The organism is Psychrobacter pacificensis (assembly GCF_018336615.1).
GTDB lineage: Bacteria > Pseudomonadota > Gammaproteobacteria > Pseudomonadales > Moraxellaceae > Psychrobacter > Psychrobacter pacificensis.
In genome coordinates this window covers 1,911,868-1,938,592 of sequence record NZ_CP048752.1, presented here as the reverse complement: position 1 = coordinate 1,938,592, position 26,725 = coordinate 1,911,868, and the positions used below count along the sequence as shown (strand labels likewise).

Annotated in this window: 15 protein-coding genes; 5 read left to right on the top strand and 10 right to left on the bottom strand. The window is 43.6% G+C overall.

Annotation, left to right across the window (positions count from 1 at the left end; all coding sequences use genetic code 11):
* Positions 1-42 precede the first annotated feature (42 nt).
* From GYK50_RS08145 to GYK50_RS08125, 5 genes are all read right to left on the bottom strand, one after another.
* Positions 43-1,230, bottom strand: a complete 1,188-nt coding sequence (locus tag GYK50_RS08145) for an ABC transporter permease (RefSeq protein ID WP_071001324.1) — start codon at positions 1,228-1,230, stop codon at positions 43-45.
* The gene (locus tag GYK50_RS08140; protein ID WP_071001325.1) at positions 1,230-2,540 is read right to left on the bottom strand and encodes an ABC transporter permease; all 1,311 of its coding nucleotides are present in this window, start codon (positions 2,538-2,540) and stop codon (positions 1,230-1,232) included. Before GYK50_RS08140 ends, GYK50_RS08145 begins: the two co-directional genes overlap by 1 nt.
* Before the next feature lie 3 nt (positions 2,541-2,543).
* Positions 2,544-3,743 carry an HlyD family secretion protein gene (locus GYK50_RS08135; protein ID WP_071001327.1) on the bottom strand — a complete coding sequence of 400 codons (1,200 nt, stop codon included), beginning with the start codon at positions 3,741-3,743 and terminating at the stop codon, positions 2,544-2,546.
* 48 nt (positions 3,744-3,791) lie between these two features.
* The gene (locus tag GYK50_RS08130) at positions 3,792-4,658 is read right to left on the bottom strand and encodes a YihY/virulence factor BrkB family protein (RefSeq protein ID WP_071001329.1); all 867 of its coding nucleotides are present in this window, start codon (positions 4,656-4,658) and stop codon (positions 3,792-3,794) included.
* 166 nt (positions 4,659-4,824) lie between these two features.
* Positions 4,825-6,492: a TolC family protein gene (locus GYK50_RS08125; RefSeq protein ID WP_212563663.1), complete on the bottom strand. Its 1,668-nt coding sequence runs from the start codon at positions 6,490-6,492 to the stop codon at positions 4,825-4,827.
* Positions 6,493-7,296: 804 nt separating this feature from the next.
* Between GYK50_RS08125 and glpK the strand changes: the two genes are divergently transcribed.
* The 4 genes from glpK (at position 7,297) to GYK50_RS08105 (ending at position 11,917) form a co-directional block, all read left to right on the top strand.
* A complete protein-coding gene (glpK, locus tag GYK50_RS08120) occupies positions 7,297-8,907 on the top strand; it encodes a glycerol kinase GlpK (RefSeq protein WP_071001332.1) in 1,611 nt (536 codons plus the stop codon).
* Positions 8,908-9,155: 248 nt separating this feature from the next.
* The gene (locus tag GYK50_RS08115; RefSeq protein ID WP_071001334.1) at positions 9,156-9,668 is read left to right on the top strand and encodes a hypothetical protein; all 513 of its coding nucleotides are present in this window, start codon (positions 9,156-9,158) and stop codon (positions 9,666-9,668) included.
* A gap of 299 nt (positions 9,669-9,967) precedes the next feature.
* Positions 9,968-10,987 (top strand): endonuclease/exonuclease/phosphatase family protein, encoded by a 1,020-nt coding sequence (locus tag GYK50_RS08110; RefSeq protein WP_071001335.1) that lies wholly within the window; start codon positions 9,968-9,970, stop codon positions 10,985-10,987.
* 237 nt (positions 10,988-11,224) lie between these two features.
* Complete coding sequence (locus GYK50_RS08105) at positions 11,225-11,917, top strand: TetR/AcrR family transcriptional regulator (RefSeq protein ID WP_071001337.1); 693 nt, start codon at positions 11,225-11,227, stop codon at positions 11,915-11,917.
* Positions 11,918-11,990: 73 nt separating this feature from the next.
* On the opposite strand, the gene GYK50_RS08100 is transcribed toward GYK50_RS08105, so the two are convergent.
* The 5 genes from GYK50_RS08100 to GYK50_RS08080 all read right to left on the bottom strand — a co-directional run bounded on the left by GYK50_RS08100 (position 11,991) and on the right by GYK50_RS08080 (position 23,314).
* On the bottom strand, positions 11,991-12,776 hold the full coding sequence (locus GYK50_RS08100; RefSeq protein ID WP_093070864.1) for a hypothetical protein: 786 nt from the start codon (positions 12,774-12,776) through the stop codon (positions 11,991-11,993).
* 123 nt (positions 12,777-12,899) lie between these two features.
* The gene (locus GYK50_RS08095) at positions 12,900-18,236 is read right to left on the bottom strand and encodes a DUF11 domain-containing protein (protein ID WP_212563662.1); all 5,337 of its coding nucleotides are present in this window, start codon (positions 18,234-18,236) and stop codon (positions 12,900-12,902) included.
* A gap of 139 nt (positions 18,237-18,375) precedes the next feature.
* A complete protein-coding gene (locus GYK50_RS08090; protein ID WP_212563660.1) occupies positions 18,376-20,481 on the bottom strand; it encodes a beta strand repeat-containing protein in 2,106 nt (701 codons plus the stop codon).
* 66 nt (positions 20,482-20,547) lie between these two features.
* Positions 20,548-21,012 (bottom strand): hypothetical protein, encoded by a 465-nt coding sequence (locus GYK50_RS08085; protein WP_093070858.1) that lies wholly within the window; start codon positions 21,010-21,012, stop codon positions 20,548-20,550.
* A 268-nt stretch (positions 21,013-21,280) separates the two neighbouring features.
* A complete protein-coding gene (locus GYK50_RS08080) occupies positions 21,281-23,314 on the bottom strand; it encodes a hypothetical protein (RefSeq protein ID WP_212563659.1) in 2,034 nt (677 codons plus the stop codon).
* A 591-nt stretch (positions 23,315-23,905) separates the two neighbouring features.
* On the opposite strand from GYK50_RS08080, the gene aceE reads away from it, so the two are divergent.
* Positions 23,906-26,719, top strand: a complete 2,814-nt coding sequence (gene aceE, locus GYK50_RS08075; RefSeq protein WP_212563658.1) for a pyruvate dehydrogenase (acetyl-transferring), homodimeric type — start codon at positions 23,906-23,908, stop codon at positions 26,717-26,719.
* Positions 26,720-26,725 lie beyond the last annotated feature (6 nt).

The following is a 26,725-nucleotide window of genomic DNA, read 5'->3' as shown; positions in this document are numbered from 1 at the left end:
GCGCTTCTTTATGCTCATAGATTTAATTAACTTAAAGATTTATCAGTAGGCTTTTTTTTGCGGAATACGCTTGCGTAAAAATAGCAATAAAACAAAATAGAGCAACCACAAGCCTGCCAACGCATAAAACCCTATGGCGACTTGAGAGATACTTGCACCCATTTGGTTAAGCTGTACAGAGGTGTTGATCGCAGGGGTAGTTGGTACGATCCAGCGTATTACTTGCAAAACTTGGGGCAACTGGTCGGCTGGCCAAGGGTAGCCGCTTAAGAAGAATATCGGTAGGGAGATAAAGATTAAGATCTGCATACTGCGCTCACGCTGCCGGAACCATAGCCCAAGTACACAGCCGAGCGTTGCGACTGTCGGACAAAACAGTGCTAAAAACAATAGCGTTCCGAGCATATTTTGCCCACGTGGATAATGATGCAGCTCAAACGCCCAACCATAATAAAAACAGCCAATGATAAAGCTTAGCGTGCTCAGCGCTGTGATACGTCCGAGCCAACCGCGTACACTCGCAGCATGACGCCGCTGCTCATACCAAGTGCCAATCAGCATGGCGGTTGCCATCAATAGTGTCTGTTGTAAGATAATGACGGAGACGGCTGGTACGACGTAGGCACCGTAGCCTTCAGTTTGATTATAAAGTGGCATGATTTGTAGTGGTACTGCTTGAGCGCTCTGTGCTGCGGTGGGTGCATAAGCGCCTTTAGCGATATTTTTCTTTACCTTGATCCCCGCTGATACGGTACCAACTGCTTTAGAGAATCCCAGTTGGACGTTCTTATTTAAAATAAAGTAGCCGCCATTGCCGAGGACGCTAACATACGCTTGCTGTCCTGACATGACTTGTTCTTCAAGGCCGCTTGGAATCACCATATAGCCTGCAATTTGATCGGACCATATGGCTTCTTTGGCCGCTTGTTCATTGATAAAGTGCTCAGTATCTAGATATGGACTGGCACTTGCATAACGAGCGAGCGTGCGCGACAAGTTACTATTGTCATGATCAACAATACCCACTGGTACATGGTTGACCACTTCAGTTGAGTAGGGCCAAGGATAGAAAAACCCATAGATAATCGGGGCAATAATCAACATCAAAAGCACGCCTTTATCCCCAAAGACATCTTTTATAGTTTGAGAGAAGCTTGCCCAAAAAGTCTGCGCAGTTAAAGAAGTGGTGGCTTTAGCGTTGTTTTGCTTGGTATTTAAAGGTGATGACATCAGCGTGCTCCCCAGCGTTCAGGATGCGCCAATGCGCGTTTGGTCAATAGGGCTGTCAGTAGCATGGCGATGATAGTGGCAAGCGCCAGACCGTAGACAATAGGCACAGAGATAGCAATAGGCGCTTGCATTTGTAACTGGGCAATATGTAGCTTGAGGTAATGTGTCAGTGGCAATGCATTTGACCAGTATTGCGCGCTATCACTAATCGCAATATAAGGAAAGGTCACACCAGCAAAGGCATAAGAAGGCGCTGAAATAAAACCAGTGGTTGACAAACCCATACGCAGTGAAAAGGAGTTCAAAGTAAAAATAGCACCAAGCCAGAATGACAGTATCATCAAACACAATAGGCCGATATATACTGCGATGATTGACCCAATGCTTATATTTTGGTTCGACGTTACAAGCCACAATACCAAAGCCGACCATAAGCTATAGGCCAATATTGGCCAAAAATACTTACCCAATAGACCGGATAGCAATACTGATATACTCACCGAATTGGGCATTTTTGAGTCTGATGATGGTGCAGTGTTGTTGGTGCTATCTTGTGTGGTGTTTAACGCAGCTGCTTTTTTAGAGGATTTAACCAAAGCTAAGTCAGGTGTACCTGTACTGATAAAGCGATACCAGTGACCAATATTTTTATCGCGCAGCTCGCGACCAATGGTGGTTGCCCCGACGACCATCGCTAATATGTGTAGCAGGGCAGGTATGACGGTCGATGCCAAAAACTGCTGATAATCGGTTGCAGCATTGAACAAACTAATACGCTGGATACTGATAGGCGAGTAAGCAGTCATGGCTTGCGACGGCCCTACGCCTTGCTTTACCAATCGTTTGATCTCTACCCCTGCGGATAAGGTGCTAGCGACTGCTTGGACAGCCGTTTGAATAATGCCAGAGTGCGTACCGTACTGGGCGTTTACTTGTAGGATTAAAGGGGCAGGCTTGTTAGATAAAATGTTACGCGAAAAGTCTTCAGGAATGATGACAACCGCATAAATATCACGTTGCAAGATCGCAGCCTCTGCATCCGCTGGTGAATAATAAAGTTGTCTAACCGTAAGCGTAGGACTGGCTTCTAAGTAACGTACGGTAGTATTGGCAACAGCACTATTGTCTTGATCGATCACTCCAATGGGTAAGTCAGTAATCTGCGTTTGTGAAAATATCCACCAAATCAGCAGCACTGTGGCTAGTGGTATCCATACCACCATACTAAGGTCCCAATGGTTTTTGGCTAAAAAACGGCGCTCATAAGCGGCGCTACGTAAAAAAGCCTCACTTAACTTAGTCAAGTGCATGGCCTACTCTTGGTTCTGATTGATAGGATTAATATGCACAACCACACTCATTCCTGAGCGAATGCGAGTATCAGGCGTGGATGGTCGTGCTTTGACCTCAAAGGTACGCACATCAAAACCATCATCATTGTTGGTCGGTCGCCAAGTGGCAAAATCAGATAAGGTCGATGTCGCATAAACAGTAAACTGCTTGCTATAAGGCTTATCTGCTGATGATAATGCGGGAATAGTACCTGTAAATGTCTGACCGATAGCGAACTGGTTTAAATACGACTCAGTGACATTGAGCACTACCCATTGGTCATTGGTATCCACCAACGTCAGCAAAGGAACGCCTTGACCGATGACTTCTCCAGCACTAACGATGACATTGTCCACAACACCAGCGATAGGGCTCTTTAGATTGGCCTCTTCTTTTGCTGCCAGTGCTTCATCTAGCTGGGCATCAACTTGTGCGACTTGAGCGGTAGCCGCTGATTTGTCTTCACTGCGAGCACCTTCTAATGCCAAATCATATTGCAAACGTGCGGCTTCAGTTTGGTCTTGAGTGGCTAGGTATTGGGCATAAGCCTCATCGCGTTTTTGCCGTGCCATCAATCCTTCTTCATACAGACGATTGACACGCTGATAGGTGTTTTCTGCCAAATCAGACGCGGCTTTATTGGCTTGCCAAGCGGCTTTGGCTTGAGCGATCTCTTGCGGGCGTGCCCCGTTTTCTGCTTTGTCCAATTGACTTTGTGCGATTTGCTTACCAGCACGTGCTTGGTTGATCTTAGCGTTAATCTCAGGCGAATCCATCTCAATGAGTTGTTGACCCACCGTAACCGTATCACCTTCTGTCACCATAATGTTAGCAATGCGGCCTGCTACCTTTGCAGCGATAGAGGTTTGCTGCATTTGCATTTGCCCTTGGAGGGTAATGACTTCTGGTTCATTATGCTGATTGCTTTTATATAAACCGTATGCAATTGCGCCAAGAACACCTAATACAAACAGTACGAGCAATATCTTTTTCATACGAGCAGATTTATCAGCTTTTGCGTTGCCCCGACTATAAGCGGGTACAGATTGCTCTGGAACGTCAGACCCACTAGATACATTTTCTATTGGATCGACGGAGGCTTTTGTATCTTGAGAGGTCACTGACTCGTTTGAATCAACTGATTTATTTGAGTTGTCTGATTCGTTTGGAAATTCAGTCATGACGGTGTGATTCCTAAAGCAGCAAAGTTGAGAACAAAGGATTTATGATTAGTACACTCGAACAGCATAAGGTTTGGCATTGTCTATGGCTTCAGAATTAAAAATCGCACCAAAAGCGACGACAAAGGCTGAATAATATAGCCAAAGCATAATGACCACCGCCGCTGATAGCGCCCCAAATTCAGCACTATAGTTGTTGAAGTTTTGCACATAAATCGAAAACAGTACGGACAATATAATCCAAAGAATGGTCGCGAGCGTTGCTCCTGGAACCAGTTTTTTTAGTGCAACGGCATCGCGATTTGGCGCGAGACGATAAAGACTTAAAAAGCTTAAAAAGATAATACCCGCCAATACAGGCCATCTGGCCCACAGTGCAACCGTTTCAGCCACTTGAGGGAAGGGGAAGTAATTCGCTGCTACAGGGATAATAGCAATAGAAGACACCGCTATTATCAAGACGACTACTGCACCAAAGGTCAGGCTCACTGCTCGAACCGTGCCTTGTATAAAGCTGCGCTCTTGGGTGATATGAAAAGCGAGATTGACAAGGGCAATTAAAGATTTGATGCCTTTGGAACCAGCATAAAGGGCAAGTAAGGTCGATATGATCAGGCTAAATGTCAGCGTGGATTTGGTATTAGAGACCAACTCGCTCAGGCGCGAATTGAGGACTTCGTACACTGTATCAGGTATAAACGGACGCAAAATGGAGATATGCTCCTGCATCTCAACGGGTGAAAATACGAGACCATAAATCAGCACAAATACCGCCATTGCTGGAAAGATGGATAAAAAACCAAAAAATCCGACACTGGCGCAATGTGCCCAAACATTAGTGGTATTCGCAATAGGCCACGTTTGTAGCAAAGTTTGTAGCCAATTATTTATCGATTTGGACGTTGGTTTTTTCATAAAACAGTGATTCACTATAGTAATAGTATGGTTTATTGAGCGTTATTGTTTGATAGCGTCATGCTGATTTGGTATATATCTTCGCTCATTAGCCTTATAACACTTAAAAGTTGAAACGACGACATAGCGCTTATTCGTATACTTTATAAGCTTTCATATACAATCATCATTCAGTGTACAAAGTCGGCAGCTGGATATCAGCGGCATTAAGATAAGCGTTAAAAGCAAGCGGCGTACCGCAGCTTTGCATGAGTGCGGCCAATGACTGTACATAGTCGTTTGCTGCTTGCGCTTGCTCAGTACGTGCTTTGAGCGATTGCGTTTGTGCTTGTACCACATCGACTGTGGTATTCACGCCTTCTTGCAATCCTAAGCGGCGCAATCTTAACACTTCTGCAGCCAAATCAACGTTACTTTGTAGCGCTTGATAGCGTGATTGAGCATTATTAACATCGTGCCAGTTTTTTTCTACCAGCAGTAGCAGGTTGTCGCTGACTTCAATCTCAGAAAGATCTGCCTGACGTATTTGAGCATTGCTTGATGCCAATGACGCGGTTTTATCCAGTCCGCCCCATAGCTTCCAACTGGCAGAGATACCAGCGACCCAGCTTGGGTCTTTTTCGAGCTGACCATAACCATATAGCAAGACTGTCGGCTTGTAGCCAGTATCTGATAATGCATGCAACTGCTGAGCCTGCGCGCGTTTGGCGGCGACCTTTTGTAATCCTGGATGATTATTCAGTGCCAAATCCTGAAAATAGCTAACATCCGGTAGGGGACGGCTAGAGACAAATAATGGCGTCGTCGGCTTAATACGATAATCAGTACGTAGCAATCGCTGTAGCGCAATCATGGCTAAGCGCGCGTCGTTATTGGCATTGACGGATTCGCTTTTGGCATCGGCAAGCGCAGACTGTGCTTCTAGTCTATCGACGCGCGAAATAAAGCCTTCTTCAAACAAGCGTTCTGCCATATGATCCGTTTGCTGCAAGGTATCGTAAGCATCCTCACGTAAGTAAGCGGCAATGATCGCCAATTGGGCCTTAAAATACCGTTCAATTAACGTATTATAAAGCTCGTTTTTATCAAGGATGCTATCGGCGACTGCTTCTTGTGTGCGTGCATCTGAGGCGCCAGTCAATGCGTCCGTACGTCCAGCTGTATAAATAGGCCAGACCACACCAAGACCTGCGCCCGTCGTCGATCCTGAGCGCTTAATATTATAAGAGTCTGGAATTCGCTCACCGACCAACTCCCCAAAGTTTGGTAAATCTGGCAGGTCTGCAATCGGAGGAACCGCGTTATCGACGGTATTATTTACTCCGTTGACGATACCGTTTCTAAGAGACGATAGATCTATATCCTCATCAAGATGGTAAGCACTGGCAGAGACGCGCGCAAATACGAGGGGGTTGTCGATGGTTCTGAGGGCCTCAGTTTGGTATTCGCTGGCAGCGATGGCTGCTTGATTGGCCGCTATTTTGGGCGAGACTTGAACCAAAAGCTTTTGCGCTTGTTCTAGGCTTAAAAAGCTAGAGACTTCTAATGGATAGCTATTATCCACGGCTTTGTGTGTGATTGGATCGATAAGGGTGTTTAATGCACTGTGCTCAGCATGAGTCTCTGCTAATGTATGACTAGGTGCCATTGCTGTCTGAGCTGTCTGATTATTAATCTGACCATCGGCATCCACAATTTTTGTCACAGTCACCGGTGTCATGTCATCTGATGATTCTATATTATCTGAGCCCGTGCTCGCATAAGTCACTATAGGGCCGCTCATGAGTGCAACTGTCATCATAGCAGTCGGTACCGCTGATAAAGTGAATTTCATAAGTCACATAAGCCATTAATTAGAATGTAAGGTATTATAAAATAACGGACAGCATTAATAGATTTTATCGCTCAGAATATAAAGCGGTCATACTATTATAAACGATTTGCTAGTAAGCGAATAAATGATGCTGAAATAAAGTATTTGTACTGAAATATCAGAATGCTTTTTAATAAAGTGCGTGCTAATACGAAAGCGCTAAAAATGTATCATTCAAAACAAGGCGTACACTGTATAGCCACAATGGTGACGGGTCAATGCTCAGTATTCTGCTACTCTCTATTGTGTCATCCCTAGCGGTATGATAGAGGTTTGAGCTGTTTTTTAAATATTCGTTTATAAGTAACATCATAGCGAATAAGACGTCTTAGAGTTAACCAATTTAAATTAACGTGCTGTTATTTTTATCATTAGGGCGTCTTGAACATTCGACCATGGCACTGACAGCGACTATTTTTTAGGCGATTCGATGTTAAGAATAATAAGTTTAGTCATTTTAAGCGCTTATTTTTAACGATGAAGCGGCAAAAAAGAGTCCTATCCCCTGCTTTTATCGTTGGGGCTGATGCTAAAATTGCCCCATACGGCGTTACAAATCTCGCTAAGGCATCTGCATTATCGTCGCTTTGTGCCTTGTCTGGAACCATTTTAGCGATCAGCAGTGCCTATTTGCGAATGTTCAACACGCCCTAAATAATTTGGCCAGTCATTTATAAAATATACAGTGATTGATTAACAGCAAATAATGAATAGCCACTGGTTTTTATCAAATAGAACCAACAATATCAGTAGAGGATATGCGTAATGGCAGGATATATTTTGGCGTTAGATCAAGGGACAACGTCGAGTCGAGCGATATTATACGATGATCATGCACGGCCTATTAAGATGGCACAACAGCCAACGACGCTGCAAACGCCAAAAGCGGGATTTGTTGAGCAAGACGCACAGCAAATCTGGCAAACTCAGATTAGCTGTGCGCATGATGTTATCAATCAGGCAGGGTTGCTTGCTACTGATGTCACCAGTATCGCGATTACCAATCAACGCGAGTCTATTGTCATGTGGGACAAGCAAACAGGGAAACCGCTCGCACCCGCTATCATTTGGCAAGACAGGCGCACGGCAAACTATTGCAAGACACTCGCTGCTGAAAGCGCTACCAATAGTATGGATGATAGCGTTCATCAGGGTGCTGATAGCGCCAATATGGCCGATGAGGTTCAGCGCATCACAGGTCTGCGCTTAGATCCGTACTTCAGTGCCAGTAAAATTGCTTGGCTGCTCGAAAATAATCCCAAACTCAGCGTACGTGCGAGTAAAGGTGAGATAGCAGTTGGCACCATCGATAGCTGGCTGATTTACAAGCTAACTGGCGGCGAGCATGTCATCGACGTGACCAATGCTTCTCGTACTTTGCTATTTGATATTCATAAATTGGCTTGGTCAGAGACGCTTTGCGATCGGTTTGCCATTCCTATGACTATATTGCCTAAGGTACTGCCATCTGACGGTGATTTTGGCAAAACCAAAAAAGGCCTATTTGCAAAGCAAATACCCATTCAAGCCGTGCTCGGCGATCAGCAGGCCGCGCTTTTTGGGCAAGGCTGTCTCGATGCTGGCATGGCCAAAAATACTTATGGCACAGGGTGCTTTATGCTGATGAACATTGGTCAGCAGCCAAAACTGAGCGAGCACAAGCTGCTAACCACCATCGCATGGCAGCGAAAAATATCGCCAACTCGTCCAGACAATTTATCATTTGATCAAATCTTACAGTCAGGTAAGCGAATGCTACAGCCACCCAAAAAAGAAGTTACCTATGCCTTGGAGGGTAGTGTTTTTATGGCAGGAGCTATCATCCAATGGCTACGTGACAATTTGGGTATGATTCAACAAAGTAGCGATGTTGAAGATTTAGCTCGCCAAGTAGACAGTAGCGAAGGTGTGGTGCTATTACCTGCTTTTACCGGATTGGGTGCGCCTTACTGGCGTTCTGATATCAGTGCTAGCATCACTGGTATGAGCCGCGGTACTACTAAAGCCCATATTGCCCGTGCTGCGTTGGAAGCAGTTGCCTACCAGACTTATGATGTACTCATCGCCATGCAAAAAGACAGCCCTCATCCCTTGACTGAGCTGAGAGTAGATGGCGGCGCGGCAAATAATGATTTGCTGATGCAGTTTCAGGCAGATTTGCTAGATGTTCCGGTGCTACGTCCAAGAGACACAGAGATTACGGCAAAGGGTGCAGCACTACTCGCTGGTTTAAAGACTGGGCTTTACGATGAGTCAACCATGAAAGCATCATGGCAAGTAGATCGTATTTTTGAGCCAAGTATGTCGATTGATGCTCGTGAGCAACACCTTGATAAATGGCAACGTGCCATCGCAAGGTCATTAATGCAGATATAGGGTTGATTTCTATAGTAAATTTATCAATGCTAATCTCTTATGATTACCCAAAGTATGAGCGCACCGTACATAGACGTCATAAAGATACAGGCTGTAACGCAATGTAATCGCAATACGGACACAGTTTACATAATCAGGCTATCTGTCTCTACCTATAAGTTTCTATACTTCAGTTGGATTTAGCAATATCGCTAATCTTTTAGCAAATAAATAATTCAACAAATAATAAATAATTTAGGGACAATACTATGAGTAACCATGACGCTATCGATCGCAGTGAAGTAAAAAACATGTCTAAAGAGACAAAAGAAGATTTGAATGCAGACATTATTACAGGTGAGCCAGGCTCACATCCAGTAGGTACAGGTATTGGCGGTGTAGGCGGTGCAGCAGCAGGTGCAGCCATCGGTACTATGGCAGGCCCATTAGGTACGCTCATTGGTGGTGCAATCGGTGCAGTTGTTGGTGGCGGCGCAGGTCATGCAGCAGCTGAAGCCATTGATCCAACCCATGAGGAAGCTTACTGGCGCGCAGAGTATGCCAATGCTGATTATTACAAAGAAGGTTACGAGTTTGATCGCGACCTACACCCAGCGTATGCGGTAGGCTATGCAAATCGCGCTCGCTATCCAGTAGATGCACGTTTTGAAGATCATGAAGCCGACTTAGAGCGTTCATGGAATGAAGTGAAAGGCGATTCTCGTTTGGCGTGGGATGAAGCGCGTCTAGCATCACGTGACGCATGGCATCGTGTATCGTAGTACGTGTTTTACAAGAAAGTCAGATGTTAAAAAGACTTATGAATATGACTACTGTTTACTCAATGACTTTAATAGATAGCTAACTTAGCAGACGAGCTGTCTCTTAAAAACGCTGACAATAGATTACTATTTCGTTGCTGAAAATAGATTGATTGTACGATTGGTTCTATTAATGACTTTGACCAGCAGTATGTATGTTATTTTAAAACTTCCAAAGTCAACCTTTGGGAGTTTTTTTTGGCATAAAATTTGCTATGAATCCATATGTATGAATATAATATAAGAAAAACAGGGGACTTATGACTAATAATGACGGTAGTAAACAGTTTTATATTGCCACAGCTAATTTATTGAACTTTGCTAACCCTAATCGCATTTATTATGAGAATGCCCCAGCTTATGATAATAAAGCCTATGAGCATAAGCGACGTGGTCTGACAGATCTGCTGGCTAAAGCACACGCTGATATCATTGCCGTACAAGAAGTATGGGATAGTAATGCACTAGAAGCACTAGCTGTCGCACTAGGATTCAAACCAGAGCAGGTGGTTATTCCGCTTGCAAGCAATGACACTGCAAGTCCATATACTCAAGGTAGAGGCGCACAGCATACACCAGCCGTTGGTATTATTAGTCGATTTGAGCAATTAGAGACGACCTTATTAGAAGAGATTGCACCAAAAGCTGTGATTGATATCCCCGATATCGGGCCTCATCAGCATTTTAATCGTCCACCTTTGATATTGCGTGTTGACGCATATGGTCAACCAATAACGATCATCACGGCGCATCTAAAAAGTAAACGTGCGTTTTTCTTACGTGACGAAAATGGTAACCTATTAGAAGACATGGATGATCCAAATATCCGTATTCGTGCCAAGCTTCGTAGTTTGTGCATGCGTGCTGCAGAGGCGGCATCTATTCGTATGTCGATCATGGAACGTTTGCATCACACGCGTGAGCCATTGATACTGCTTGGCGACATGAATGATGTGACTGGTAGCGTAACAACCCAGCTGATGACGGAGACTGGCGAGGTTAATTATGATAAAAGTATGCGTGATGTCGCACTTTTTGACGCCGCTCGTATTCAAGCTCGCTATGGTTGGATGAAAGATGTGGCTTACACCCATATTCATCAAGGTATGCCAGAAGTGATCGATCAATTATTTGTTTCAGAAGAGTTCTTACCTGATAGCAAGTTTTCGCTCGGTCAGGTTGAAAGAGTTGATTATTTCAATGACCATCTTAAGTGGGATTATTCAGATAGGGTGACTGATCATGGTATTATAAGAGCGAAAATTAAACTGAATGATTAACTTCATAAAATTAGATAGTTAACTCTAGTAGAGTGTTAATCGATACATTAACTTTTAACCCATTCATGTCCCTTGCTTGATAGTGTACAAGCGTTTATGATGCCTCCTCATTGAGGTTAGTAGCGATAACGTTGGCTCTACATTTGAGCCACTCGTTGATTCTCCAGTGATTTAGGACGAATGCTACTCAATGAAGATTGAATTTATGAAATAGGACGTAACATTAAGAGATTTACAATGAGTGATAACAAAGACGAAAAAATTGAAGATGTGTTAGTAGATTCGGAGTTGGCAAAAAAACTTGTACCAAACAAGTTTAAATTTACCAGCCAACAGGGCCGCGCACGTCGTCAAAAACTTTTGGCTGGTGCCAAAAAGTTGAGTGAAACACAAGCTATTAATGATATTACTCTAGCAGCTGTGTGTGAAGAAGCAGGAATACCAAGAGCTTCTGCTTATCATTTCTTCCCTAACATTGAAGCAATATTTTTAGCATTGCGCTTTTTGAATGCGATTGAAATATTAGAGATGGTAGAAACCGTTGATATCGGCAACTACGATAGATGGCAAGGATATCTAACCGCGCTGATTGATCAATGCGTGACGATCTTCCATAACGATGAGACCAAAGCCAAACTCATTTATGACACCAATACGCCTGATTTTGAAGGTGATGAATTTGGCGAAGATATGGACCATCAAATTGTTGACTTGGTCTATAAGCGTTTATCAGAGCGTTATGAGATGCCAAATTTTGAGGATATCCAAAACACGCTATTGATTGCTTATAGTATTGTTAATGCGATATTTACCTTGTCTTATCGTCGTCATCAGACCATTACGGATGACTATATTCAAGAAGCAAATACCGCATTTATCGCGTACTTACGCTGCTATCTACCAGAAAAACTACCACGTAAAAACCGCTAATTTTATCTATAGTAGACACAAAAAAGCCGACAACTCTGTCGGCTTTTTTACCTCTGTTATTTAGTAAGGCGCTTTAATTATTAGGCGTTAGATCTTGTCCGCGGCAGATATCATCACTGGCATCTAAAGGCGCATACTGCTTATAGTAGCTGACGATAGATTGCTCTAAAGCCACATTGGTCTGCGCATCATGGGCATTAATATAGGCTTCGCGTGCTTGCTCAAGCCAGCGGTCCGCCATACGAAAATGTATGCCTGACTCACGCCACCCTCGCTTACATTGATTGGTCGCCGCCCAAATTAATGCCACTTCACTAAATGCCATCTCACGTGGCGCTGACTCTATACCGCCACTGTCTTTTAGCGCACTCAGCGTCGCCCACAGATCAGGTCGCATTAGAGCAGAGGTAGTAGGGATATCTTGCTGTAGTTTGATGCTTTGCGCTGTATCGTTCTTTAGCGATTGTAAGATAGACTCTGCCGTTTCTGCCGCAACTATGCCCGCAGCTGAGCGGTTATTCATACTGTCTTGATGGATCGCATAAGTAAGCCATGCTTGTGCTTTGTAAGCGAGGTACTGCTGATGAGCGGTTTTGTCTTTTTGCTGATAGGGCTGTAGTTGCTCTACCATACAGTTGAGTACACGTTGCTGCGTGCTTTGATATTTATAAGAAGGGGCTTGAGCCTGAATATCATCACGACAGTCTACAGCACTATTCGCATCAACGATTTGAGCCGTGTCGTTAGCGATGCTATCTTGTGCTGAAGCAAGGGATACGACACTCAAAAGTAACAGTGCCGAGAGTGCAGTATGTACTGGTTGTTTATAAGCAGTGGTTTTGATGGCAGCTTTAAACATGATGCAAACCTTATCTGAAGGTAATGAGTGTGGGTATTTACCATTATTAGGGCTGACTCTGCGACTCCTGTCTAATCGCTTATTATATTGCCAGTAGACAGGAGTTAAGACGCTATCATTAGCTTACAAGGTAGTCGTATTAACTTGCGTAGAGTCACTGTTTAAACGCTTGTTCTTACGTGGGTCTTCACGCTTGAATAGATTTTCATCAAACTTAAAGCGCAATCTAAAGTAAGCCCCTTCTTGAGTACTGTCGTCATAGGCGATGTCTTCATCTTCAAAGCCCATAAAGTTATAGCCAAGTGACAACCAAAGGTTGGTCATTGGGCTATAGCCCACTTCAGCACCTAACATATAAGACAAATCATCTGCTTGCTTATTCCAATAAGTACCCGCTTGCAAACCAACATCCCAACGTTCGCTAATATCGTACAGACCGCGACCATAAACGGCATGAGCAGTATTGTCACTGGTAATGTTGTCTGCTTCATATTCTGTATACTTACCCGCATAGCGACCAGACAAGGTTAGGGCACGCGTTGGATGGTAGTTACCATTCCATGACCAAACAGTGGTGTCTTTTTGATAAGTATCATCACCCGTGTTATTGTCATCCAAACGATACTCAAGCTTTGCAAGCATGTCTAGTTGATTGCTGTCGTAATCACGATAAGCGGCACCAAGTTGGAAACGATTAATCGTGCGATCACCATCATTATAGTCGATGCGCGAATAGGTATCTTTGGCCAATAAGGTAATCTCATCGGTATAACGATAGGCAATACCTGCGTTACCAAGTAAGGTGTCGCTTGTCTCGCCCCAACGTTTCTCAACACGTCCTGATGCTTTGTAGTTTTCTTTGGCAAGATACTCAACGCCAAAACCTGCCGCCGTGGCGGTGTTGTTCTCTTCGCCTTCTAATGACTCAACGCGCTCAAGCAACGTATTTAGAGTCAGGCCTTCTTGTACATACCACTTGTTTTTCAGACCGATAGCGGCTTCCGCTTCACGCGCACTGATCGCGTCACGCATGCGGTATTCGCTATACACTTTACCGTCTTTCATATAATTGACGTCAAAGCCCACAACGGTACGTTGACGCTCATCAGTATCATCAAGACCATAGCTACCAGACAAGCTATTGATCAAATCATGACGTGCATACAGACGACCCAAGCCACCGATTGGCGTCTCACCACCGATGGACGTCGCGTTACGTGAGCTATTTTCGATATCTTGCTCATACTCTGCAAACACCAAGCTATTATTTAGCTTGGGTAGGCGAGAAGTGATACGGGCACGAACCGTTGTGCCTTCGATGTCTTTGTCAGCATCACTAACGCTATTTAATGCTGACTGGTTGATAATGTCATCGTTAAATAACGTATCGTCAGTAACGTCTACGACATCTGTTGCCGCTTGCGTATTGCGTGAGGCTGCCGTGGCATCTTGTTTGTAGTAACGCACACCGATTTCACCAACGACATTTTCACTCAAACGTTGCTCGATACTGGCTTGTACGCCTTCACGACTCGCGTCAGTAGTATGATCCTTGGTACGCACACCTTCTAACTTCAACGCTGTTTTTTTGTCGTTGAATGTATGGATGACTTCTACGCCAGACTCCGTACGTCCAGCAGTCAGTGGTGATGCACCAGTGACAAATCCTTCATCTGCATCATTGTAATAAGCCTTGGCACGCGTGTCTTTCTTATTATCAAAGTCAAGCTCGACACGTAAGGCATTGCCCTCAACATTATTATCGTCTAATTCTGTGGTGTTGATCTGATTGCTTGGCTGAAAATTAGGGTTCTCAGCTTTGTTCATTGCGTATTCAGCGACCAGCTTTAGCTTATCGTTGAACTTGATAACGCTATTGACACTAGCCAGCTCTTCTTTGTTCAATGGGTCGTCGCTATTGATATAGCTACCACCGATAGCGACTTTATTAGTCAGTTGCTGTTTGGCAGCGATACCACCAACCAAATAGTCCTCACCACCTTCATCCACTTCTACTGTGACACGAATGTAGATAGGATTGCCTTCGAGATCTTGACTCGCAATCGGTGATTTTAGATATAAACTGCGGCTAATCGGGTCTATCTCATAATCAGCAAAACGAGTTAGCGTCTCACGGTTGACGATTAAGCCAGGGTTATTACGGTCGCGAGTGATCACTTCGATAGTTTCTGAGTTCTCTAACACGGCATCGAAGTCTTCAGCTAATGGGTAGGGACCTGAAATACCTAAACCGCGAGTCTCATTAACGCGCTGGCTAGTACTGGTCTCTGCCAAAAACGTAGTCACGCGAGTATTATTATCTTCAAATTGCGCCTTTAGACCAGTCAAGGTGCGATTGTACTGACCAAGCTCAATGCCTTCATCATTGTCAATTTGTGTTTTTAGGTCGCCATACATAGCAAACGAGCGACCTTTGTCTAGACGCACATAGAGCTTACTGGTTGATTGCGCATCAAAGCCCTTAGCCGATGAGTCACCATAGACAGGATAGTATTCGCCAGGCTCGATATCACGGAATAATCGCTCGCCTTTTTTGTCACTGTCATAAGCCAACGTCAGCAAGTAATCTCCGCGCACTTTGCCTTTCAAGAACATTGCCGCACGACCAGTGGCTGAATAATCATCATTGCCTGAGATTTCATGCAGCTCTTGCTCGAACGCGCCTTGTGCGTCTGTGATATTGCTGCCATCAAAGTCTTTGAGAGAGATAGCACCTTCGACGATACCCACAGCAATGAGTGGACGCAGCTTAGCCGTGAACTGTAGTGGGATAATTTGCTTGCTACTACCCGTATCGATGACCAACTCACCTTTGCCTGGTGCGCTTGGCGCGATGACTGGTATTAATAGCTCACCCCCTGATACAGTAACTTGGGTACCGGCTTGATCTTGGCTGCTGTCTTTCAGATTGATACGACCGATATTAGTATCAAGTGTAAGAGAAGTAGTACCGATATAGGGGCGATTGTCGCGATCTTTTAGACTAATAACAACCTGATATTCGCTGATACCATCTGCTGGGACTAGTTGTGCTTGCGTACGATAATCAATCGCTTGCAGACTATCAGGTGTCAATACGGTGATGGTCTGCTCGGAAATAGTTTTGCCATTGATGTCAGTTGCCACACCACGTAGAGTATTGCGTCCGCGTTTTAGGTCAACCGCATAATAGTCAAAAGCCATTACATTTTGCTTTTCTTGCTCAGCAGTTTTACCGATTTGCTGCTCTGATATCGCTTTGCCATTGGCGTATAGAGTAAATATTGAACCAAGTGGTGCTTGTACCTGTACCATCTGCTTGTAAGTACTGAGCTGTTGACCTTCATTTAGGTTAATGAAGGTGACATTATTGTTAGCCACTTCTTTTAGATATTCTTCGAGCTCTTTTTCTACTGGAGGTGCAACCGTTGTCACGGCCATGTCTACACGATTGGTCGCATCCCCAATCATGTCGTTGACAATAGCAGAATCACAGTTGTTACCAAGGTCTAGGTCGCCATTGATATTGCAGCCACTTGCATCGACATTATCAGTCGTGTCGGCATCGTAGTTTGGCTCTAATGTTAGCACTGTTTTTACCGCTTGCTCTAGCGTATCATTCTTAGCACTCACTGATTTGCTACGAGCGATTAACTCGGCGTTCAGACGCTCAGTACTATCGCCCATGCCGCCCACAATCGCAAAATCTGCACGATGTAGCTCGCCATATTTCAAATCGACAAAACGGCTGCCAGCATCACCCGCATTACGGTTGCTTTGGGTGACCAGCTCTGTTTCTCTAGGGATCGTCGTGCTATCTACTTTTAGTACGTGTGTTTTGGCACTGACCCCATAAAAGTTGTATTTACCTTCAGGATCGGTCACGATGAAGTTGCCGTTCTCCATATAAATACGGACACCAGCAACCCCAAGCTCGCCGTCTTCTTTTTGCTGAATACCATCACGGTTGATATCGTGATAGACCTTACCAATGATGATACCGTCAGTATTCATGACGCCGCGTTCTACGTCGATTTTCCACTGTGCTTCTCTTGATACTAAGCTTTGGCCTTGCTCATTGTTAGCAACTGCGATTGCGCGGTTGATACCATCACCACCTAGTGATGAAGCACCGATAAGCACACGATAAGTAATTTTTTTACTTTCGCCATTTTCCATGTTTCCTAAGTTCAATACCTGATATTTACCATCAGCTTTAAACTCGGTGGTCTGTGCTTGATTGATATCAATATCAGTCGTTGGACTAACACGTACACTATTCTCAACGTAGTCAAAACCACGTGGTAAGGCATCTTTTAGCTGTACATCGTAAGCAGTAGCGTTACCATTGTTCGTGATATTGATGGTGTAGCTGACATAATCGCCGAGTTCAGCACTTTTTACGTCACTTTCCTTTGTGACAACTAAAGCTGGGTTGTCATCGACGATATTAATTTGTGAGCTCAGGTCACTGATACGCACGGTGAAGTCAGACGCGTTCGGCAGTTCATCAGCACCAGTACCAACCGAAGGGGCGATACAAGCATCTAAACTGACAGTCAATGTGTCGTTGTTCAACGTTTGGATAAGCTTATCGTCAATAGCGTTAGCGTTATTTTGAGTGGCTGCTGATAGCTGATATTTACCTGTGTTATTACCGGTTTCTATAGCTTTAAGTGAATAGCTATCTCCAGTTTTTGGTGATTTGATGGTTACCCATACTTGATCAGGCTTGTCAGTTTGTACATTACATTGCGCATAGCTGGCACTGACATAAACGTCATCATTAATTTGTGAAATCGTTTTGCTTTCATCAAATTTAGGGGTGGTGAATTTGATACCAGATTCGATAATGACTAAACTATCGGTCGCACTCACGCTAGTCACTGACGGGTCTTCTAAGACAACTGCACCAATCTTAATGTCAGCCGTATCTCCATCCTTACCATTAGCATCTGATAGAGCTTGCACAATAAACTGAATGTTTTCACTCTGACCAAGCTTGATTTGGGCACTCATGTTATCAAGAATCAGTTGTGTATCACCACTATCGACAATGCCGTTTTTATTCAAGTCTTGATAAACTTTCAAATTAGATAGAGTTGGCGATACATCAAGCGTCAGCTCAATAGTCTGATCACTATAGCTAGTATTACTAAGAACATTAACCCAATTCACCAGTGTGTTGGGTGCAACAGTACGCACAGGTTGCTGAGTTAAGTTAATACCATATTCAGATAAGGCAGAGGCTTTGATTTGAACTTGGTTTGAAATGCTATTTTGTTTGATAGAATTGACGTCATAAGAAGCATTAGCGATATTGTTGATAGTTTGTACGAGAGTGGTGGGCGCAGCAAACGCCATATTTGATTGCATAAGCAACATTGCAGCCGTCAGCGCAGAGATCTTCGCTGTATGCAACGTAATACGATTAGACGGTGTCATTAAAGATTTAGTCATATGTCGCTTATCCAATAAAACATAAAAGGGTCGGATAGTAATTCTCCAGCTTGGCTCATCAAAATCAATTAGGTCAAGCTGGAGCGTTAGTCTATAAGCGTCTTGTGAAGCTTATAGACTTTAAAATGTTAAATATCAATTAACGAGCGTTTTTAATTTTGATTTTAAAAGTCAAGGTGCCAACGCCCTGAGGAACTAGGGTATAGTTAGTACCAAGAACTGCAGTACTGGTAGTACTAGCTATGCCTGCAGTAGATGAGGCAGTCGCAGAAGTAGCAGGTGAACCAGCTACTAAATCCGCACCAGCTGAAAAGTTAGACAACAAATCCGAAATGGTTAAATCGTTAAGATTAAAACCTAACGCTGCTGAAGAAGTATTAGTCGCCTGAATACGATAGATAACACACTGATCAGGTTTCGCATCGATCGCAGTCTGAATAAAGGTACTTGCAGCAACCGTACTTGAACAAGTCGCATCTAATGCTTGAGACTTCACTAAAGTTAAGCCTCTAACGTTAGTCGTATCAGTCACTGTAGTAGCAGCAGGTGCATTAATACCAGCAGGTGTTAGTGTTACAACAGAAGTTTCAGTGCTACCAACAGCTGCAGCATCAGCAACAGTTGCAGGAGCAGCTACATTGCCCGACGACACTTTGTAGTTGATTGCTAATGTGCCACCAGGTGCAATACCATTTGGAAATTGAGCGGTTGGTAGTGTAGTGCCATCAAGAGTATATGTATTACCACCAGCAACGGTAGGTTGCAGCGTTATAGTAACCGGAGCGCCATTACCAGGCGGCGTATAAGTAGCACTAACAGGACCAGTAACAGGTCTGACAGCCCCATTATTGCCACCATCAGCAATAGTGAAAGTCAATGGGTTAGCATTGGTACCTTCGCCATCTTGACCGCTGTTAGTAATGAGAGTTGAATGAGTCGCTTGACTAGCAGTACCTGAGGCAGGGGGAATTTCTCTAGTCGTTGGATTGCTCACCACAACCGCTCGTCTGGTAAAGTTAGTCACACCAGGACTATCTATACCAGCGCCGTTACCTTCACCCGCATCATCAGGTATTCTAGTAACACCTATAGTGCTATCTGTACTATCCAAAATATCATAGTCAGTACCAAGTACAGGATTAGCAGGTAGCGGGCTAACCGGACCGACAAACTTATCGTAGACTTCTGCGTTGTTGGTTACTGAACTATTAGCAGATGTAAACTGATCTCTATCGACGTTAACCGTGAAAGTAATCGTGCGACTTGCGCCAACAGCTAAGTTCGCTACGGCAACATCAATAGCTTGTCGAGTACCAACAGTAGAAATCGTAGCGGTACCAGCACCACCAGTTAAGGTCACGTCTGATGCTGTGCCATTAGGTAAACTCAAACCTACAGGAAGGACATCTCTGATAACAATATCAGTCGCAGCAGCACTATAGTCAGTAGTCGCGTTAGTGACTACGATACTATAAGCAATCTGTGGGTTGGCGACTGTCAAATCGACAGTACTGGTCGCTGTTTTTACAATTTTGAAGGTAGGCAATCTCACGATAGTTTGGTTTTCGTTCACCAATGTCGCACCAGGTGCATTATTAGCAGTAAAGAAAGTACTGGTCGCTGTTAATGTGCCTACACCTTTGTCATTACCGTTACGATTGTCTGGTGTAGCTGCTTCGTAGCTTAAGTTAGCTCTAGTACCTGGCTGTAGTCTAATAGTACCGCCATTAGTTAGGGTACCTGTCTGCGCTTGAGTTCCTAAAGCGGTGACCTGAGCATCAGTTAAAGGAGTGCCATCTGCTTGTACAATAGTAAACGCAACAGGCGCAGTACCTAACGCATAGTCTGGAGTAGCCGTTACCAGTGATGAGTCATTACCTGTGGTATTGATGGTATAAGTATCCGTCACGTTACCCGTGTTGGTTAAATTATGAGTAAAGGTAGTTGTGCCACCTGGCGTAGCAGTCTGATTGATAGCAGTATCGTCACCAATACTACCATCATCAACAGTCGATGTGAGTGCAAAGTTAGCCGTTTCGCTAACGTTAACGGTTACTGTGTTAGAGGTTACAGATGGCTGACTGACGCCAGCAATACTGTAGCTTGCAGTTGCTACGTTATTAATTGGCGCAGCGCCTGCTGTTACAGCGTTAGCTGGGGTCGCTGCATTAGCGCCAGTAGACACACCCATTACTGCGGCGACGCCGACAGCTAGCAGGCTATAGTTAAAAGTGGTTGATTTCATATAATGCTCCAGAGTTAAGATTAAAAATTAAAACGTTAAAAGCGTGAAGGTTTAATGTCTATTGAATTAATTAACGGTGGTATTGAGAGCAACAGCTGCTGACTTTTTAGCTGGCAATAACTTAATATTCCAACGCAGAGTGCGGTATTCAGAATATGGAATCTTGACCATTTTGCCATCGACTTTACGCATAAGTGGTATATCAGCGTAATTCTCACCATCGATACTGGCTTGTGCACTTGCAGGCATCGCATCGCCAGTAAATGTCATATTGGCAGGAATAGGTAGCGTCACCATTAAATCGTTAATATCTTTATTGATGGTATTGGTATAATTCGCTTTATACTGAATCACAGTACCTGCCGGTGCGGTGCGTACTGGCTTATAGACTGTTTTACCTTCCGCATTCTTTATGACTTGATTGGCTGTTAGTTCCATTTTTAGAGCATCATCAGCATGTGCTACATTTAGTAAAGAGCTAGAAGCTATAGTAGCTAATAGAATATTGCGTAGAATCTTGAAACGTTTCATATAAAATCCTTTCTTATACCGTTACTATCATTGGGATACTAATGCTTTGGGCTGCCGTGAAGCTGTCTATCATTTGCTATCAGGGTCGTCTGTAAAAAGCACACATTCCCCTTTAAGCTATTGTAACGTAATCGATACAAGTATCAATTATAAAGATGACAAATGGTATTTCAAGATGACCAAACGGTAAAAGCCCTGTCTAAGAAGACAGGGCTTTTTTGTATTAGAAAAGGAAATAGTAATAATCTAGAGTTGCAATAGATAATAGCTACTGAGTGTTCGCTGTAGTGCCATATTTGGTATTAAAACGAATGGCCTGACGGCGAGTGGCTGTAGTAGCACCTAAGGAAAAAGTATTGGTGATCACTGTACCGTTGTTACCAATAGATACTGAGTTTGTTGCAAATGATGGAGTGCCACTATTTTCACCAATAGGTATTGGATTAGCTAAGGTAGAGGTAATTAGCGAATTATTAGAGTCGTTTTTACTCTGTAGCTTATCCTTGATAACAATATCTGTCAGAGAAACATTACCTCGATTGATAGCTTCAATTCTATAAGCGATACATTGTCCTGGCACAATGCCAGATATTGGTTTTATACTATACGCGCTGCTAGCACTACCTTCATAATTAACACCAATTGTGGCAAGGTTATTTAGACTACAGTCATGGACATACTGACTTTTGATTAATACCAATGCAGCATTTTCTTGAATAACATCACCGAAATCATTACTAGGATAGTTATACTGACTATTAATAATGTTTATTTGTCGCACATCGCTTGTCGTGTCTACAGAATAGGTATAATTACTAGGTTCATTCTGAGTGACACAGAGTCTTGTGTAACTACCTACTTGTGCTGGCGTCAAGCTAAAACTATAGGTTCCATCATTACCGATGTTTACCGTCTGAGGTGAGAACGTACCACTATCACCGGCACATTTATTCAAAGTAATGGTGTGACCGGTGGTAAAAGGGATACCAGATTCGGTAGGTGAATCGTATTTGCCATTGAAATAAAGACTATTATTTAAGTACTTACTAGATATATCATCCTTAGATGGATTTGAAACATTACCGTTATCGTTAAATACTGTACCTGAAAATACATAGTTAGATCTATCATTTGTGATTGTACATGTCCAACTATCTCCGTACGTAAGCTTTAGATTCTTTGGGTCTAAAGTCGTAACGGTTGTACCATCCGATCTTCTACATGCATATAACGCAGTATAGTCTGCTAAATTTGTCGTTCCTGAGACCGCCTCTGTCAATGTATAAGTCTTGGTAGGATTAACCTTGAAAGTTCCTGTAGTACCTGTGCCCGTAGTAACTGTATTACCTGAACCCGTTGTAGTAACTGAGTTAATACCACTGGTAACGACGGAGTTATCTGCATTGTCCTTGATTTGAACAGTGAATTGATCGGTATTTGTTTTACGAGAAGAAGAGAGCACTTTAGTATATGTTAGGCGTGGCTGTGGCAAGTAGCAGTAACCATCAAATACAATGTTGATTAGCTGATCACCAGGGTTACCGAAATTGCTAAAGTCATAATAGTTTAAATCAGGATTATTACCATAAGTTACATCTACTCTAACTACAGGTTGATTAAAAGCAACGGATACTTTACACCTTTCGTCCACAGAGTCTGTACTACACAAAACGCTACTGGTAGTGGTAGTTTGACGATAGGGTGCCGTAGTCGTTATTCCGGTGCCTCTATATATTAAAGTTGGCGTCACACTAGTACCTGCACTGGTAAAACCAGTGATAGTTACTTGATCAGAAAACTCGAAATACCTAGTTCCTGAACTTGTTGAACCTACATAGTTCACATCTATATCATAAATACTTAAACTGACATTAGTAAGGGCTTGAGACTCGTTGGTAAAACTGTTTTTAAAAGTATATGAGGCCGTACGAGATGACGCCTTGTTAGTAAAATCCTGGAAAAATTCAAATGATTGAAGGTTGCCCGCTAGCGTTTTAGGTCTATAAAAATTTGAGCCGCCTGCATCTAAACTGCCAGTAGTAATCAAACTGTTAGAAGCAACAGTGTAACTTTCACTTTTAAGACCATTTAAAAGTTGGTTTACACCAAGAATAGGGGGTGATGCTGTCGATCCTAAGTTGCTGTAATCAGTGCTTGAAAACTCATCAGAAATGTAACCAGCTGGACATGTTGTTATTGCTGCAAAAGCCAAATAATTAGGTATCAGTATTAATAAAGATGGTATAGCTATCCAACGCGTTACTCTTGACTTAAAAGCTGACAGTTCAATAGACGAATTCATAATAGCTCCGAGAGTAAGAATGGAATTTGGATATAGCTTTGTGATAAGCATAATGTATAAGTGACAATTAATATACAAAAATGAGATGAAAGTCTATTTATAGGGTATGAATAGCATGAAAGTTTTACTCAAATAATATCTATTTAGTAACTCAAACTGTTACTACAGAGACGATATTAATTTCTATACATTCAGCAAGGTTGAATAGATACAGTTTAGCAAGTGATCAATAGTCATTTTTAAAAAAACTAATCATTATTTATTTAAAAAATACTTGTTATTTATCCATTTCTCTATAGCCATAAACAATTGCCTCGCAAACGCTTATAATAGAGTGTCAAAATCATTCATGACTGAATATACAGGGACAACAGTATGATCTGTTTTGTAGTTTCGTCCACTTGACGCATATGTCAATTCTCAGTGGCACTATTTTGTATAATCTAGCTGTATCTCACCGTATGAAACAAGGGAATGCTTGGACATATCAAGGAAGTCATAAGTAAACCGATATCTCACTTCACACCAGTATTTAACAAAGCCTTACCGTCTAGATAGGTAGGTATGACTGATATAAAAGGATCGACAACAATGAATTATTACAAGGATGCTGACAGCACCGAAACCCAAGAATGGCTTGAAGCCTTTGAGTCTGTGATCAAACATGCAGACAAAGATCGCGCGCAGTTTTTACTAAAAGCCTTATACAATATGGCGGTGCAAGAAGGCCTGCCATTCAACCGCCTTGATACTGCTTATATCAATACCATCGCAGTCGAGGACGAGCCGATGTATCCAGGCGATCTTGGTATGGAGCGTAAAATTCGTGCGTTGATTCGTTACAACGCTTTGGCAATGGTCATGCGTGCCAACAAAAATGATGATGATTTGGGTGGTCACTTGGCGTCATTTGCCTCTAGTGCCACGCTTTATGAAACAGGATTTAACCATTTTTTCCGTGCGGCAAGCGATCACTTCGGTGGGGACATGGTTTATTATCAAGGTCACTCCGCGCCAGGTATCTATGCCCGTTCTTATTTAGAAGGTCGTCTAACCGAAGATCAGCTTGATAACTTCCGCCGTGAAGTGGGTGGTAAAGGCTTATCAAGCTACCCTCATCCATATTTGATGCCTGACTATTGGCAGTTCCCAACGGTATCAATGGGCTTAGGTCCGATCATGTCGATCTATCATGCTCACGTGCATCGTTACATGGAAAACCGTGGCTTGCTCGAAAAAGAAGGCCGTAAAATTTGGGCATTCTTAGGTGATGGTGAGACGGATGAGCCAGAAAGCTTGGGCGCAATCTCTCTTGCTGGTCGTGAGAAGCTGGACAATCTAATTTGGGTTGTTAACTGTAACTTGCAGCGCCTCGATGGCCCTGTGCGTGGTAATGGCAAGATTATTCAAGAGCTAGAGTCGGTATTTCGCGGTGCTGGCTGGCGTGTGATTAAAGTCATTTGGGGTGGCAAATGGGATAGCCTGCTTGCCAATGATGATACTGGCGTACTCAAACATCGTATGGAAGAAGTGGTCGATGGTGAATACCAGCTATATGAAGCGCGTACGCCTGAATTTACTCGCAAAGAATTCTTTGGTAAATATCCTGAATTAAAAGAAATGGCAGATGCATTGACTGATAAAGACATTGCACGCCTAAACCGTGGTGGTCATGACCCAATGAAGGTCTATGCTGCGTTTAGCGAAGCGATGAAAACCAAAGGTCAGCCAACGGTCGTACTGGTCAAAACTGTCAAAGGCTATGGTTTGTCAAGCACAACACAAGCGGTCAATAAATCGCATCAAATCAAGAAGCTTGATCAAGAGGCGCTTGTGTATTTCCGTGATCGCTTTGATTTGCCATTTACCGATGAGCAATTAGAGACTCTACCATTCTACCGTCCTGAAGAAGGTTCGGCAGAGATGAAGTATCTAAAAGGTCGCCGTGAAGCATTGGGTGGTCATCTGCCAAACCGCCGTAGTGGCCATATTCCGCTGAACATCCCTGAGCTGTCGATATTTGATCGCGTATTAAAGGGTAGTAACGGCAAAGAACAATCAACGACGATGGTATTTGTACGTCTGTTATCAGCCATGCTGAAAAACAAAGACATCCAAGATCGCGTGGTACCAATCGTACCAGACGAAGCGCGTACCTTTGGTTTAGAAGGTATGTTCCGTCAATTGGGTATTTACTCTGCGGTCGGACAAAAATATACGCCAGAAGATAGCGAAGCATTGATGGGCTATAAAGAAGCCATCGATGGCCATATGTTAGAAGAAGGTATCAACGAAGCGGGTGCGATGAGTACATGGATTGCCTTGGCAACCAGTTACTCTGTGAACGCGCTACCAATGATTCCGATGTACATCTATTACTCGATGTTTGGCTTCCAGCGCATAGGTGACTTGGCGTGGGCAGCAGGTGACTGTCAGGCACAAGGCTTCTTATTAGGGGCTACTGCGGGTCGTACGACTTTGAATGGTGAAGGCTTGCAGCATCAAGATGGCCATTCGCAGATTTTGTTTAACACCGTACCGAACTGCGTGAGCTATGACCCTTGCTATGGTTATGAGTTGGCGGTCATCATGCATGATGGCCTACGTCGGATGTACGGAGAAGGCGAGCGCGTTTATTATTACCTAACGCTAATGAACGAAAACTACGACCAGCCTGCCATGCCAGAAGGAAGCGAGGAAGGTATCAAGCGCGGTATGTATTTGCTTGAAGACAACGGCTCAACTCAGGTACAGCTATTGGGTTCAGGCGTGATTCTACGTGAAGTACAAAAAGCGGCTCAGATCCTAAAAGATGAGTTCAATATCACATCAAACGTTTGGAGTGTCACCAGCTTCAACGAGTTGACTCGTGATGGTATGGTTTGTGACGACTACAACCGTCTACATCCAATGAATGAAGAAAAAGTGCCATGGGTTACTGAGCAATTAGCACCGCACGAAGGCATCGTAGTTGCAGCCACTGACTACATGCGTAACTACTCAGAGCAAATTCGTGCTTGGTTACCAGACAACCGTCCTTATACCACGCTTGGCACAGATGGTTATGGCCGCTCTGATACTCGCGAGAACCTACGCAGCTTCTTTAACGTTGATGCGGCTCATATCGTTGTCGCCACGCTTAAGCGCTTAGCGGATGAGGGTGAAGTCGAGATGCGTTTGGTAAAAGATGCGATTTCAAGCTTAGGCATCGATGCGGATCAGCCACCTGCATGGCACCAACAGTCTTATTATGATCATTCTCCAGATGCACCTGCACCAGGCAAAGTCAACCCAAGTCCTGTGCCTGAGTTCGTTGCTGAAGACGATGAAGATATCAGCAATGAAGGCCGCGCCGAAGATCAAGCAGATGCGCCCTTGCTCAATGACGGTGATGTCAAAGAATAATAATCA

Bases quoted from the DNA above. Each gene is read 5' to 3' on its own strand.
- GYK50_RS08145 (WP_071001324.1), bottom strand. From the start codon at position 1,230: ATGTCATCACCTTTAAATACCAAGCAAAACAACGCTAAAGCCACCACT.
- GYK50_RS08140 (WP_071001325.1), bottom strand. From the start codon at position 2,540: ATGCACTTGACTAAGTTAAGTGAGGCTTTTTTACGTAGCGCCGCTTAT.
- GYK50_RS08135 (WP_071001327.1), bottom strand. From the start codon at position 3,743: ATGACTGAATTTCCAAACGAATCAGACAACTCAAATAAATCAGTTGAT.
- GYK50_RS08130 (WP_071001329.1), bottom strand. From the start codon at position 4,658: ATGAAAAAACCAACGTCCAAATCGATAAATAATTGGCTACAAACTTTG.
- GYK50_RS08125 (WP_212563663.1), bottom strand. From the start codon at position 6,492: ATGAAATTCACTTTATCAGCGGTACCGACTGCTATGATGACAGTTGCA.
- glpK (WP_071001332.1), top strand. From the start codon at position 7,297: ATGGCAGGATATATTTTGGCGTTAGATCAAGGGACAACGTCGAGTCGA.
- GYK50_RS08115 (WP_071001334.1), top strand. From the start codon at position 9,156: ATGAGTAACCATGACGCTATCGATCGCAGTGAAGTAAAAAACATGTCT.
- GYK50_RS08110 (WP_071001335.1), top strand. From the start codon at position 9,968: ATGACTAATAATGACGGTAGTAAACAGTTTTATATTGCCACAGCTAAT.
- GYK50_RS08105 (WP_071001337.1), top strand. From the start codon at position 11,225: ATGAGTGATAACAAAGACGAAAAAATTGAAGATGTGTTAGTAGATTCG.
- GYK50_RS08100 (WP_093070864.1), bottom strand. From the start codon at position 12,776: ATGTTTAAAGCTGCCATCAAAACCACTGCTTATAAACAACCAGTACAT.
- GYK50_RS08095 (WP_212563662.1), bottom strand. From the start codon at position 18,236: ATGACTAAATCTTTAATGACACCGTCTAATCGTATTACGTTGCATACA.
- GYK50_RS08090 (WP_212563660.1), bottom strand. From the start codon at position 20,481: ATGAAATCAACCACTTTTAACTATAGCCTGCTAGCTGTCGGCGTCGCC.
- GYK50_RS08085 (WP_093070858.1), bottom strand. From the start codon at position 21,012: ATGAAACGTTTCAAGATTCTACGCAATATTCTATTAGCTACTATAGCT.
- GYK50_RS08080 (WP_212563659.1), bottom strand. From the start codon at position 23,314: ATGAATTCGTCTATTGAACTGTCAGCTTTTAAGTCAAGAGTAACGCGT.
- aceE (WP_212563658.1), top strand. From the start codon at position 23,906: ATGAATTATTACAAGGATGCTGACAGCACCGAAACCCAAGAATGGCTT.